The organism is Camelimonas lactis, assembly GCF_004342915.1.
Taxonomy (GTDB): domain Bacteria; phylum Pseudomonadota; class Alphaproteobacteria; order Rhizobiales; family Beijerinckiaceae; genus Camelimonas; species Camelimonas lactis.
Genome location: NZ_SLWL01000003.1, coordinates 246,281 through 259,559, shown reverse-complemented (window position 1 = coordinate 259,559; position 13,279 = coordinate 246,281). Strand labels below are relative to the sequence as shown.

At 65.7% G+C, this 13,279-nt stretch carries 11 protein-coding genes; all 11 read left to right on the top strand.

What is annotated here, in order from left to right; all coding sequences use genetic code 11:
• The first annotated feature begins 122 nt into the window (after positions 1 to 122).
• Positions 123 to 791 carry an RNA-binding protein gene (locus EV666_RS05675; protein WP_132004385.1) on the top strand — a complete coding sequence of 223 codons (669 nt, stop codon included), beginning with the start codon at positions 123 to 125 and terminating at the stop codon, positions 789 to 791.
• Positions 792 to 1,020: 229 nt separating this feature from the next.
• Positions 1,021 to 3,789 (top strand): translation initiation factor IF-2, encoded by a 2,769-nt coding sequence (gene infB / locus EV666_RS05670; protein WP_132004382.1) that lies wholly within the window; start codon positions 1,021 to 1,023, stop codon positions 3,787 to 3,789.
• 352 nt (positions 3,790 to 4,141) lie between these two features.
• Positions 4,142 to 4,561, top strand: a complete 420-nt coding sequence (gene rbfA / locus EV666_RS05665; RefSeq protein ID WP_132004622.1) for a 30S ribosome-binding factor RbfA — start codon at positions 4,142 to 4,144, stop codon at positions 4,559 to 4,561.
• Between the two features lie 244 nt (positions 4,562 to 4,805).
• The gene (gene truB / locus EV666_RS05660; RefSeq protein WP_245514230.1) at positions 4,806 to 5,768 is read left to right on the top strand and encodes a tRNA pseudouridine(55) synthase TruB; all 963 of its coding nucleotides are present in this window, start codon (positions 4,806 to 4,808) and stop codon (positions 5,766 to 5,768) included.
• A 238-nt stretch (positions 5,769 to 6,006) separates the two neighbouring features.
• Positions 6,007 to 6,276, top strand: a complete 270-nt coding sequence (gene rpsO, locus EV666_RS05655) for a 30S ribosomal protein S15 (protein ID WP_132004355.1) — start codon at positions 6,007 to 6,009, stop codon at positions 6,274 to 6,276.
• Positions 6,277 to 6,705: 429 nt separating this feature from the next.
• Positions 6,706 to 8,853: a polyribonucleotide nucleotidyltransferase gene (pnp, locus tag EV666_RS05650; RefSeq protein ID WP_132004352.1), complete on the top strand. Its 2,148-nt coding sequence runs from the start codon at positions 6,706 to 6,708 to the stop codon at positions 8,851 to 8,853.
• 375 nt (positions 8,854 to 9,228) lie between these two features.
• On the top strand, positions 9,229 to 9,927 hold the full coding sequence (locus tag EV666_RS05645; RefSeq protein ID WP_132004349.1) for a response regulator transcription factor: 699 nt from the start codon (positions 9,229 to 9,231) through the stop codon (positions 9,925 to 9,927).
• A 118-nt stretch (positions 9,928 to 10,045) separates the two neighbouring features.
• A complete protein-coding gene (locus EV666_RS05640; protein ID WP_132004346.1) occupies positions 10,046 to 11,827 on the top strand; it encodes a sensor histidine kinase in 1,782 nt (593 codons plus the stop codon).
• On the top strand, positions 11,827 to 12,345 hold the full coding sequence (locus tag EV666_RS05635) for an HPr kinase/phosphorylase (protein WP_132004343.1): 519 nt from the start codon (positions 11,827 to 11,829) through the stop codon (positions 12,343 to 12,345). The genes EV666_RS05640 and EV666_RS05635 overlap by 1 nt, the downstream gene beginning before the upstream one ends.
• Before the next feature lie 112 nt (positions 12,346 to 12,457).
• Positions 12,458 to 12,859, top strand: coding sequence for a PTS sugar transporter subunit IIA (locus EV666_RS05630; protein WP_132004340.1), 402 nt, complete (start codon positions 12,458 to 12,460; stop codon positions 12,857 to 12,859).
• Positions 12,860 to 12,871: 12 nt separating this feature from the next.
• Positions 12,872 to 13,186: an HPr family phosphocarrier protein gene (locus tag EV666_RS05625; RefSeq protein WP_132004337.1), complete on the top strand. Its 315-nt coding sequence runs from the start codon at positions 12,872 to 12,874 to the stop codon at positions 13,184 to 13,186.
• Positions 13,187 to 13,279: the final 93 nt, after the last annotated feature.

Genomic DNA, 13,279 nt, shown 5'->3' with positions numbered 1-13,279 from the left:
GCCAGCCAACCGGCGCTGGCGCCTTCAAACATTTCGGGCGCGCCCGATATCAGGGTTATGGCGTATTCCGCCCGTCTGGGCGGACCGCCATCAATCCAGGGCTTTCGAGGGATGAGGACGACGTGGCGCAGCGGCGCGAAGAAGATGACCGGGGACCGGAGCGGCTCTGCATCGTGACCCGCAACTCGCGGCCGCCAGCGGAGATGCTGCGCTTCGTCGCCGCGCCGGACGGCCGCCTGACGCCGGATCTGAAGCGGAAGCTGCCGGGACGCGGCGTCTGGGTGACCCTGTCCGCCGAGCTCGTGGCCCAGGCGATGAAGCGCAAGGCTTTTGCCAGAAGCCTGAAGCAACCGGTGGAGGTTTCGCCGGATCTTGTCGGGGAGATCGACGCCCTGCTGGTCAAGGACGCCATTCAGGCGCTGTCTTTCACCAGCAAGGCCGGAGAAGCCGTCACCGGCTTCACCAAGGTTGAAAGCGCCATCAACAGGGCCAATATTGTGGCTTTGCTGCATGCGAGGGACGCCGCCCCGGACGGCGTCCGCAAGATTGGACAGATGTTGCGCCGGCGTCAGTTGACGGACCAGCGACCAGTCCATGTGATCGATGCATTTGACTCAGACGATTTGAGTTTGGCATTAGGTGGGGTACATGTGATACATGCTGCCCTGGAAGCCGGTCCCGCCAGCACAGGATTCCTGGCGTGCTGGGGCAGGTTGAACGCGTATCGGGCGACGACAGCCAACGTGGCGGAACTCCCGACAGACCAGCCGGGCGATAGCGCGCCCGATTGATTGCAGCGTTTTCCCCCTGATGCGCCCCCGGGCCCCATGCCCTGGAGCACCCGTGCAGGCCACAGCGGCGCAGCATGAGCGCCGTCGGTCGCCGGATTTGAGAAGCCTGCCGGCGGTCCCCACGCGGACCACAGCGTCCGGCAGATTGACAGGCCCATGGTTCAACGCCATGGACCTGCACGAGGTATATGCGGATCAGCTGATCCGGCATGCGAGCGGCAGGAACGGAATGAGCGATAGCAAGAACCCGGGCGACAAGACGATCAGCGGAGGGCAGAACAAGACGCTGACGCTCAAGCGCCCGGTCGAGCATGGGACGGTGAGGCAGAGTTTCTCCCATGGCCGCAGCAAGGCGGTTGTGGTTGAGAAGGTGAAGCGTCGCGCCGTCGGGCCAGGTGAGGCGAAGGAGGCTGCTCCCGCTGCCCCCGCCGCGCCGCGCCCCGCCGCGCCTTCAGCCGCCGCCCCCAGGCGTCCGGCCGCGGGCCAGCGTCCGACCGGCGTTGTTCTGCGCACGCTGACCGACGACGAACGCGAGGCCCGTATCCGGGCGCTGGCGCTCGCCAAGGGACGCGAGGTCGAGGAGCGCAAGCAGGCCGAGCAGGAGGAGCGCCGCCGCGCCGAACGCGAAGCCGCTGAAAAGGCGGAGCGTGAGGCGGCTGAAGCGCGCCAGCGCGAAGAGCAGACCCGTCTGCGCGCCGAGGAGGAGGCCGCCAGGGCCGCCGCCCCGTCTGCGCCACAGCCCGCTCCCGCGCCCCAGAAGGCCAAATCCGAGGCAAAGGCCGCGCCGACGCCGGAGCCCACGCCCCGTTATGAAACCGGGCCGGCGACGCCAACGGCCATCGTGGCGCGCCCGCGTCCAGCTGGCTCACGCCCCCCTGTGCTGCTGTCGCCGCGCCCACCTGCGCCGCCAAAGCCGGCCGAGCCGGCCAAGCCTGCAGCGACGACAACGACGCAGCCCGCAAGCCCGCGTCCCGCGACGGCGGCCCCCGCTGGCCGTCCCGCCGCCGCGACCGATGACGAGGCGCCGCGCGCCCGGCGGCCCGGCGCCCTGCGCCCCGCCGCCGCGCCCAAGCCTGGCAAGTCGGGCGCCGGCGATGAGCGCCGTCGCGGCCGTCTGACCATCAGCACCGCCCACAACGCTGGTGAGGAGCGCACCCACTCGGTCGCCGCCTTCCGCCGCCGCATGCAGCGCATGAATCGCGGCGCAGCAAGCGAGCAGAAGGAGCGTCTGTCCCGCGAGGTGACCATTCCTGAAACGATCACGATTCAGGAACTGGCCAACCGTATGTCCGAGCGTGGCGTGGACGTGATCCGTCTGCTGATGCGCCAGGGCCAGATGCACAAGATTACCGATGTGATCGACGCGGACACCGCGCAGCTGATCGCGGAAGAGCTTGGCCATACGGTGCGCCGCGTCGCCGAATCCGACGTTGAGGAAGGCCTGTTCAGCGCCGATGACGTGGATGAGGTGAAGCTGCCGCGCCCGCCGGTCGTGACCATCATGGGCCACGTCGACCACGGCAAGACCTCGCTGCTGGACGCCCTGCGCAAGACCACCGTCGTGTCCGGCGAAGCTGGCGGCATCACCCAGCACATCGGCGCCTATCAGGTGACGTCGCCGCTCGGCGGCAAGATCACCATCATCGACACGCCCGGTCACGCCGCCTTCACGTCCATGCGCGCCCGCGGCGCCAAGGTGACGGACATCGTCGTGCTTGTTGTGGCCGCTGATGATGGCGTCATGCCGCAGACCATTGAGGCGATCGACCATGCCCGCGCCGCCGGCGTGCCGCTGATTGTCGCCATCAACAAGATCGACAAGCCCTCGGCAGATCCGCAGCGCGTGCGCAACGAACTGCTGCGCCACGAGGTTGTGGTTGAGTCCATGGGCGGCGAGACGCTCGAGTTCGAGGTTTCGGCCAAGGCGGGAACCAATCTCGACAAGTTGCTGGAAGGCCTGCAGCTGCAGTCCGAGATTCTCGACCTGCGCGCCAACCCCGACCGTTCGGCGGAAGGCAACGTCATCGAGGCCAAGCTCGATCGCGGTCGTGGCCCTGTGGCCACGGTGCTGGTCGATCGCGGCACCCTGCGGGTTGGTGACATTGTTGTCGCCGGTTGCGAATGGGGCCGCGTGCGCGCCCTGGTGGCCGACAACGGTTCCCAGATCAAGGAAGCAGGCCCGTCGGTCCCGGCCGAGGTGCTGGGCTTCAACGGCACCCCCGAGGCTGGCGATCGCGTCGCCGTCGTCGAGAACGAGGCCCGCGCCCGTGAGATCACCGACTTCCGCACCCGTCAGCGGCGCGAGAAGCTGGCGGCGCGCGGCGCCGGCGCCGGTCGCTCACTGGCCGACATGATGCGCGACCTGCGCGAGGGCGGCGGCAAGAAGGAGCTGGCGCTGGTCGTCAAGGGCGACGTGCACGGTTCCGTCGAGGCCATTCGCGGTGCGGTCGAGAAGCTCGGCAATGACGAAGTCACGGCGCGCATCCTGCACGCCGGCGTCGGCGGCATCACCGAGTCCGACGTGACCCTCGCCGGCGCCTCGAAAGCGACCGTCATGGGCTTCAACGTCCGCGCCAACAAGGAAGCGCGCGAAGCGGCCGACCGGGCCGGCATCGAGATCCGTTACTACAACATCATCTATGATCTCATTGATGACGTGCGTGACGCGATGTCGGGCCTGCTGGCGCCGACCCTGCGCGAGCACCGACTCGGCGAGGCTGTGGTCCAGGAAGTCTTCGACGTGTCGAAGGTTGGCAAGGTCGCCGGCTGCCGCGTCACCGACGGCGTGGTCGAGCGCGGCGCCCATGTGCGCATTATCCGCGACAGCATCGTCATCCACGAAGGCAAGCTCAGCCAGCTCAAGCGCTTCAAGGATGACGCGAAGGAAGTCGGCTCCGGCCAGGAGTGCGGCATGGCCTTCGAACGCTTCGAGGACATGCGCAAGGGCGACGTCATCGAATGCTACCGCGTCGAGGAAATCCGCCGCACCCTGCAGTGACAGTGACGGCGCGCATCAATCACATGCGCGCCGTTCCCGTGATCCACGGCATGACGACGCCCGTGCGCGGGCTGTGTGTATCGGGACAGCGTCGGGAACAGCCGGGCGGCGGATGATCCGCAAGCCCAGGTGCGGGATATCGCCCGACGCAAAACTGCGAAAAAACCGTTCGGCATCCAGATCCGGATCTATCGCCATCCGGAGCAGGCATTTGCTCCGGCGGGCGCATCGTGGAGCATTTTCCAGCCGGGCGGACGTCGCTTTGAGTCAGGAAACTGCGTAAGTTCAGAACAATGCGGCGATCCCCGGTCCAGTGCGACCGCACGTCGCCCTGGCGAAGACAGTGACCCCAATGGCAAAACGCGCCGCCTCCCCATCCTCCGGCCCTTCGCAACGCCAGTTGCGCGTGGGCGAACTCGTCCGTCACGCCCTGGCGGAGATCCTCGCCCGCGGCGAGATCCAGGATGACGCCCTCAGCGGCAATGTCGTGACGGTGCCGGAAGTTCGCATGTCGCCGGACCTCAAACTGGCCACGTGCTATGTCATGCCGCTCGGCGGCAAGGACGAGAAGCCGGTGATCGCCGCCCTTGACCGGCACAAGCGGCATATCCGCACCGAACTGGCCCACCGCATCAATCTGCGCTATGCGCCAGACCTGCGATTCCGCCGCGACGAAACCTTCGACGAAGCAGGCCGCATCGAGCGGCTGCTCCAGTCCGAAAAGGTCCAGGCCGACCTCGCGAAGCCACAGGAAACCGACGACCAGGCGTGACTGGCGGCAACCATATTCCCGACGCCCCGCGCCGGCGCCATTTGCCGTGTGATCCGGGAATGTTTCCATTCAGCCTGGAATCGTGAAACGCTCCGCCACCCTGATTTTGGCGTTTCCGGGCGTCAGGCTGTTTGCCGGCGCCGGAACCGTCATGACCGCTCCGGTTCCGGGTTCGCCCGCACGGGAGTAGCCTCCAACCGACGCCGGACCGCCGCACCGCCGGATGCTCCGGAATGGAAGACCAATGACAGAGGAAGCTGAAGCCCGGATCGTGGCCTCCGCCGCGCCGCGCCCGAAGAAACGCGACGTCAGCGGCTGGGTGGTGCTGGACAAGCCGGTCGGCATGACGTCGACTCATGCCGTCGCCGTCATCAAGCGGCTGTTCCGGGCCCGCAAAGCCGGCCACGCCGGAACGCTGGATCCGCTGGCTTCCGGCATCCTGCCCATCGCTCTTGGTGAAGCGACCAAGACGGTTCCATACGTCATGGACGGCCGCAAGGCCTATGCATTTACCGTCGCCTGGGGCGAGGAGACAAATACCGACGACGCGGAAGGCCACGTGGTGGCCAGTTCCGACGCGCGCCCAGAGCCCGACGCCATCGCCGAACTGCTGCCGCGCTTCACCGGCACCATTCTGCAGGTCCCGCCCAAATTCTCCGCCATCAAGATCGACGGCGAGCGGGCCTACGACCGGGCGCGGGAAGGAGAGGCGGTCGAACTGCAACCGCGCGCGGTGACCATTGAGCAGTTGCGTCTGGTCAACCGCACCGACGACCGGGCCCTGTTCGAGGCAGAGTGCGGCAAGGGCACCTATGTGCGCGCCATCGCCCGGGATCTCGGCCGCAATCTCGGCTGCTTCGGCCATGTGGCGGCCCTGCGCCGCACCCGGGTCGGGCCGTTCAACCTCCACAATTCCGTTACCCTCGACGCGATTGAGACCCTCGCTTCGGAAGCGCCGGATGGGCTGCCCGACGCCGCGCTTCTGCCGGTGGTCACCGCTTTGTGCGACCTGCCCGCGGTCACCGTCGACCGCACCGGCGCGGGTCGTCTGACGCGGGGACAAAGCGTGCTGTTGCGTGGTCGCGACGCCCCGGTGTTCGAAGGCGCCGTCGCCGTCATGCTGGCCGGGCGCCTTGTGGCGCTGGCGGATTTCGACCGGGGCGAGCTGCATCCGAAGCGGATTTTTAACCTCGGAGAGCGCGGCTGAAGCCCTTTTGCCCCCTGGCCGCCACGTCCCCGCAGGCGGATATTTTGCCATATCCTTTTGATTAATGGGCGCTTCTTGCCACAAGGCGGTGATGGCCGGCATGAAAATGTTATGGCCAAATCCGCCTGATTGGTGCATAAGCGCCGCCGTGCGCTCCCGTCTGCGGACAGGCGCGTGCATCCCGACCCTGCTGGACGACATCCCGGCAGGGCCATATTCCAACTGAAAGGAACAACCGATGTCGATTACGCCTGAGCGCAAGCAGGAACTGATCAAGGAATACGCGACGTCGAACGGCGACAGCGGCTCCCCCGAGGTCCAGGTGGCGATCCTCACCGAGCGCATTGTCAACCTGACCGAGCACTTCAAGGCCCACAACAAGGACAACCATTCCCGTCGTGGCCTGCTCAAGATGGTTTCGCAGCGCCGCAAGCTGCTTGATTACGTCAAGCGCAAGGACGAAGCCCGCTACCGTTCGCTGATCGAGCGTCTCGGCATCCGCCGCTGATCGCCTCGCAGGCATCGGGCGACAGGTTCGGAGCGCGCCCGGCGACGCCCGACAGGTAGCCCATACAAACAGGCGTGCGCCGGCTATCTGGCGCCTGCCGTTCCGACCGATACGCACATCACTGTCCGCGCGTCCTGAGCACTACGCCAGGACCGTGCGTGAGGGATTTACCCGCTGGCGCTGGGCGCCCGCGCCGGGTGGTTTCTGCGATGAAGCCGCTTCCACGCTGAAGTGCTGTCGCCACAAAGGCGCGCCCGTTCAGCTATGTTGGCCAAAATTGGCTGGCGACGCCGGGACCAAGGTCCCACAAATGATGTTCCGGCCAGGCCGGAGCAGGATAGCCGGCGGCTCGCCCTGAAGCGCGAGCCCCCCGCCATCTTGCTCATGGCGCACCCGGTGGCCGGACCGCATACCCATGGAAAGAAATACATGTTCGATATTCAACGCGAAGAGCTGATCTGGGCAGGTTCGAAGCTGACGCTCGAAACCGGCCGCATCGCCCGCCAGGCCGACGGCGCCGTGCTCGCCACCTACGGCGAGACCACCGTGCTGGCCACAGTCGTTGCGGCGAAAGAGCCCAAGCCCGGCATCGACTTCATGCCGCTGACGGTCAACTACCAGGAAAAGACCTTCGCCGCCGGCCGCATTCCCGGCGGTTATTTCAAACGTGAAGGTCGTCCGAGTGAAAAGGAAACCCTGGTTTCCCGCCTGATCGACCGCCCAATCCGCCCGCTGTTCGCCGATGGCTGGCGCTGTGACACCCAGGTCATCATCACCGTGCTGTCGCACGATCTGGAGAATGACCCGGACATCGTCTCCATGGTGGCCGCCTCCGCGGCGCTCACCCTGTCCGGCGCGCCGTTCATGGGCCCCATCGGCGCCGCCCGCGTCGGCTACGCCAACGGCCAGTACAAGCTGAACCCGACCTTTGCCGAGCGTGAAGGCTCCGAGCTCGACCTGGTGGTCGCCGGCACCACCGACGCCGTGCTGATGGTCGAATCGGAAGCCAAAGAGCTGTCCGAGGACGTGATGCTCGGCGCCGTGATGTTCGGCCACAAGCACTTCCAGCCGGTGATCGACGCCATCATCCGCCTGGCCGAACGCGCCGCCAAGGAGCCGCGCGACCTGGCCGTCGCTGACGTTTCCGAAATCGAGAAGGTCGTGCTGGAGATCGCCGAGGCCGATCTGCGCAAGGCCTATATGATCACCGACAAGCAGGCCCGCTATGCCGCTGTCGACGCCGTCAAGGCCAGGGTGTTCGCCGCCCTGTTCCCCGAGGGCGCGGAGCCGCGCTTCCCGGCCGAGACCGTGAAGGGCGTCTTCAAGGAGCTGCAGGCCAAGATCGTCCGCTGGAACATTCTTGACACCGGCGTGCGCATCGACGGTCGCGACGTGCGCACCGTGCGCCCGATCGTGTCGGAAGTCGGTTTCCTGCCGCGCACCCACGGTTCGGCGCTGTTCACCCGCGGCGAAACCCAGGCCATGGTCGTGGCGACGCTGGGCACCGCGGACGACGAGCAGTTCATCGATTCGCTGGAAGGCACCTACAAGGAGCACTTCCTGCTCCACTACAACTTCCCGCCCTACTCCGTCGGCGAAACCGGCCGTATGGGTTCGCCTGGCCGCCGCGAAATCGGCCATGGCAAGCTCGCCTGGCGCGCCGTGCGCCCGATGCTGCCGGCCAAGCACGAGTTCCCCTACACCATCCGCCTGGTGTCGGAGATCACCGAGTCCAACGGTTCATCATCGATGGCCACCGTGTGTGGTTCGTCGCTGGCGCTGATGGACGCGGGCGTGCCGCTGCGCGCGCCGGTTGCTGGCATCGCCATGGGTCTGATCCTGGAAGGCGACCGTTTCGCCGTCCTCTCGGACATCCTGGGCGACGAGGACCACCTTGGCGACATGGACTTCAAGGTGGCCGGCTCGGCGTCGGGCATCACCTCGCTGCAGATGGACATCAAGATCGCCGGCATCACCGAAGAGATCATGCGCGTGGCGCTTGATCAGGCGAAGGGCGGACGCGAGCACATCCTTGGCGAAATGTCGAAGGCGCTGACCGCAGCCCGCAGCGAGCTCGGCCAATATGCGCCGCGCATCGAGACCATGAAGATTCCGCAGGACAAGATCCGCGAAGTCATCGGTTCGGGCGGCAAGGTCATCCGCGAGATCGTCGAGAAGACCGGCGCCAAGGTCGACATCAGCGACGACGGCACCATCAAGATCGCCTCGGCCGACCTGAAGTCGATCGAAGCGGCCATGAACTGGATCAAGTCCATCGCGTCGGAGCCGGAAGTCGGCGTGATCTATGACGGCACCGTGGTGAAGACCACCGACTTCGGCGCCTTCGTCAACTTCTTCGGCGCCAAGGACGGTCTGGTCCATATCTCGCAGCTGGCGCCCCAGCGCGTCGCCAAGGTGACGGACGTGGTCAAGGAAGGCCAGAAGGTCAAGGTGAAGCTGCTGGGCTTCGATGACCGCGGCAAGGTGCGCCTGTCCATGCGCGTGGTCGACCAGACCACTGGCGAGGACCTCGAGGCGAAGCAGAAGGCCGAGAGGGCCGAAGACGCCAACGACTGAGGCCTTTGGGCGGAACGGCGCCCCGCCCCGCGTCAGATATTGAAACAGAAAGCCGCCCGGCCCGCGCCGGGCGGCTTTCCCGTTTCAGAACCGGCCGCTCCCGCGCCAACTCCGGCGGCCCCGGGGCGCCGGCCTTGATGAAAAGCGCTTTCATGACCCAGACAATAACCGGTCCGCGACAGGCATCCGCCATGACGAATCCGCCGTCGCAAAGCGAAGGCTGGCGCGAATCTCTTGAAAATATTATGCTGTGAAAGCAAAGGACGCGATCCACCGCCTTTTTTCGGCCGTGTTGGAGCGCAGACTTCACCCGTGTTCAACCCGCGTGCGGCCAGCGATGGCCATCATCGCGCTATCCGGGAAAACCACGCCACAATGCCAACGATCGCTCTCGTTGATGACGACGGTAACATTCTGACCTCAGTTTCCATTGCCCTGGAATCGGAGGGATATCGGATCCTCACCTACACGGACGGCGCCTCGGCGTTGGACGGGTTCAAGACGAATCCGCCGGACCTGGCCATTCTCGACATCAAGATGCCCCGCATGGACGGCATGGAGCTGTTGCGGCGGCTACGGCAGAAAAGCGATCTTCCGGTTATTTTCCTTACCTCGAAGGATGAGGAAATCGACGAGCTTTTCGGCCTGAAGATGGGCGCCGACGATTTTATTCGCAAACCGTTCTCCCAACGGCTGCTGGTGGAGCGCGTCAAGGCCGTGTTGCGCCGCGCCAGCCCACGCGATCAGACGGCGGTGCGGGAAAGCGACGCCCGCGCCCTAGAGCGGGGCGCGCTCAAGATGGACCCGGAGCGCCATACCTGCACATGGCGCAACGAGCCCGTGACCCTGACCGTGACGGAATTTCTCATCCTGCAGGCGCTGGCCCAGCGTCCGGGCGTTGTGAAAAGCCGCAACGCCCTGATGGATGCGGCGTATGATGATCAGGTCTATGTGGACGACCGCACCATCGACAGCCACATCAAGCGCCTGCGCAAGAAGTTCAAGGCTGTCGATGATAATTTCGACATGATCGAAACCCTGTATGGCGTCGGTTACCGCTTCAAGGAAGCCTGATGACGCGTGGGGCCAGGATTGAATGAAACCCGACGCCGCGCCCTCACGGGCGCGTCGTCCTGTTCGGTGCAGATGGCTACACCGTCTCTCAACACGCCCGGGCGGGCGATGCGCGCGAATGACTGACACTGTATCCGACGACCAGGTTGAGCCGGCCGCCGATGAGGCGGCCCGGGGACTGGGAACGCGCATCAGGCGATTCGCACGCATGATGCTGACGCGCATGTCGTCCAGCCTGACGCGCCGCATCGTCATGCTGAACCTGGCCGGCCTCGTCGTTCTGCTGATCGGCTTCCTGTATCTTAACCAGTTTCGCGAGGGCCTGATCGAGGCCCGGGTTCAAAGCCTTCTGACCCAGGGCGAAATCATCGCTGGCGCCATCGCGACCTCCGCGACAGTCGAAACCGACGCGATCCTGATTGACCCCGACAAGCTGCTGCAACTCCAGGCTGGAGAAAGCTCCGGTTTCGGCGAGGAAGCCCTGTCGCCGCTGGAATTCTCGATCAATCCGGAGCGCGTCGCGCCCCTGCTGCGTCACCTTGTGACGCCAACGGGCACCCGCGCGAGGGTGTTCGATCGCGAAGGCCAGCTGTTGCTGGATTCCCAGTCGCACCTGGCCCGCGGCGACGTGCTGCGGCTTGATCTGCCGCCCATCCCCCGCGAGCCCCCAGGATTGCTGGAGCGCCTGTGGGAAACCATCCGCCGCTGGACGCAGACCAAAGGCCTTCCGGCCGAGGTGCTGACCACCAGCAGCGGCCGCTCCCTGCCAGAGGTCGCCAGCGCCATTGCCGGCAAGCCCGCCTCGGTTGTGCGGGTGAACAGCAATGGCGAAACCATCGTCTCGGTGGCGGTGCCTATCCAGCGGCTGAAATCCGTCCGCGGCGTTCTGCTGCTCTCGACCCAGGGCGGCGATATCGACCAGATCATCGCCAAGGAGCGCCTGGGGCTGCTGCAGGTGTTCCTGATCGCCGCCCTCGTCATGGTGCTGCTATCGTTCCTGCTGGCTGGCGCCATCGCCGGCCCGATGCGACGGCTGGCCGAGGCGGCCGACCGGGTGCGCAAGGGCGCGAGATCACGCCACAGCATTCCCGATTTCACCAACCGGGCGGACGAAATTGGCCACCTGTCAGGCGCCCTGCGCGACATGACCACGGCCATGTACGACCGCATCGACGCCATCGAGAGCTTCGCCGCTGACGTCGCCCATGAGCTGAAGAATCCGCTGACGTCGCTGCGCAGCGCGGTGGAAACCCTGCCGCTCGCGAAAACCGATGAATCGCGTGGCCGGCTGATGGAGGTCATCCAGCATGACGTGAGGCGTCTCGACCGGCTCATCAGCGACATTTCCGACGCCTCGCGCCTTGATGCGGAACTGTCGCGCGAAGACGCCGAGCCGGTTGACGTCGCCCGCCTGGTGCAGGGCGTTTCATCGATCGCCAATGAAGTGCGCCGGGAAGGACAGGCGCCGGTCCAAGTGACCATCGACCCGCATCCGCTCGGCAAGGACGCTTTTGTTGTCATGGGGCATGACGGACGCCTCAGCCAGGTCATCAACAATCTCGTGGATAACGCGCGTTCGTTTTCGCCTGACGGCGCCAGCGTCCGCATCCATGTGCGGCGCCTCAAGCAGGATGTGGAGATCCGGGTCGAGGATGACGGCCCGGGCATCCCCGAACATGCCCTGGAGCGCATTTTTGAGCGCTTCTATACGGACCGTCCCCAGCAGGGTTTTGGGCAGAACTCCGGCCTCGGCCTGTCGATTTCCCGCCAGATCATTTCGGCGCACAAGGGAACGATCACGGCGCGCAACCGGCTCGACCCTACAGACGAAGACGATGACGATCCAATCGTCCTGGGCGCCACCTTTGTCGTGCGCCTCCCGGCGCTGGTCGCTGCCTGATGCCGCCCCCTTGCGATCTGGCGGCGCGTCAGGGGGCCCATGAAACGGCGTCGGTTCACGCCTCCTGCGTGCTCCTGGACGACAGGGGCCTGCTCATTCTTGGCGATAGCGGCGCCGGCAAGACAACCCTGGCGCTCGGCCTGATTGACAGATGGCGCCGCGCCGGCCGCTTCGCCCGTCTGGTCGCCGACGATCGCACGCTGCTGTGGACATCCGGGCAAAGGGTGCTGGCGCGCCCGCACCCACGTCTGGCCGGCGACTACGAACTGTACGGTTACGGAATCCGGCGAACCGCGTACGAGCGCACCGCAGTCGTACGCGCGGCGGCGTGGTGTGAAAAGGGTGACGGCTCCCGTTATCCCGACGATCCGGTGTTGCAATGGAAGCACGGCGTCCTGTCGTTACCCATGATCAGCCTTGGCCGTAATCATCAGCGTGAGTTGCTGGTCGTGGCTTTTCTGGATCACCCCGGTTTGCGTGTAGCCCCGGAGCAGCATCAGGGACCCGCGGTATTTTGAGCGAAAAGGTCGCACCCATCTTGCGCTTGTGCGCCCGATGCTCAAAATGACTGCTCTTGTGGACGCTCCGGACAGAGACCTCCAGGGACCGGCGTCGCCAATGGGAAGCTAAATGATCGGTCTTGTGCTTGTGACGCACGGGTGTCTGGCCACGGAATTCCGCTCCGCCCTGGAGCATGTCGTCGGCCCACAGCAACAGGTAGAAACAATCACAATCGGGCCGGAAGACGACATGGACAGTCGCCGTCAGGATATCCTGACGGCGGTGCGCCATGTGGACAGCGGCTCCGGCGTGGTGGTCCTTACCGACATGTTCGGCGGCACGCCCTCGAACCTCGCCATCTCCTGCATGGCCGGCCTCCAGGTTGAGGTCATCGCCGGCATCAACCTGCCCATGCTGATCAAGCTCGCCAGCGTTCGTGAAGACCTGCCGCTGGCCGACGCGGTGCTGCAGGCGCAGGAAGCCGGACGGAAGTATATCAACGTCGCCAGCCGCGTCCTGGCTGGTAAATAGGAGGCCCGCCGCTTGGACTGCGAGCCAGACTTCCCGCCTCCCGATCTGCCGCCTGGCGCGCTGTCGCGCGAGTTGCCGATTATCAACCGCAAAGGGCTTCATGCCCGCGCATCCGCCAAATTCGTTCAGACCGTCGACCGCTTCGAAGCTGACGTCACGGTGACGCGGTGCGGGGAAACTGTGGGCGGCCGCTCGATCATGGGTCTCCTGACGCTCGCCGCGGCCAAGGGCACCTCCGTTATCGTTTCCGCCAGCGGCCATGACGCCGAAGAAGCCCTGAACGCCATCGAGGCCTTGCTCGCCGACCGGTTTGGCGAGGAAGAGTAAAACCGGCAGGGTCGGGCCTCGCCGTGCGCGACCACATGCGTCCAAGAGACGCGGAAAACGCCCTTCAGCCTGCAATGCGCCAATTTCCGGGGA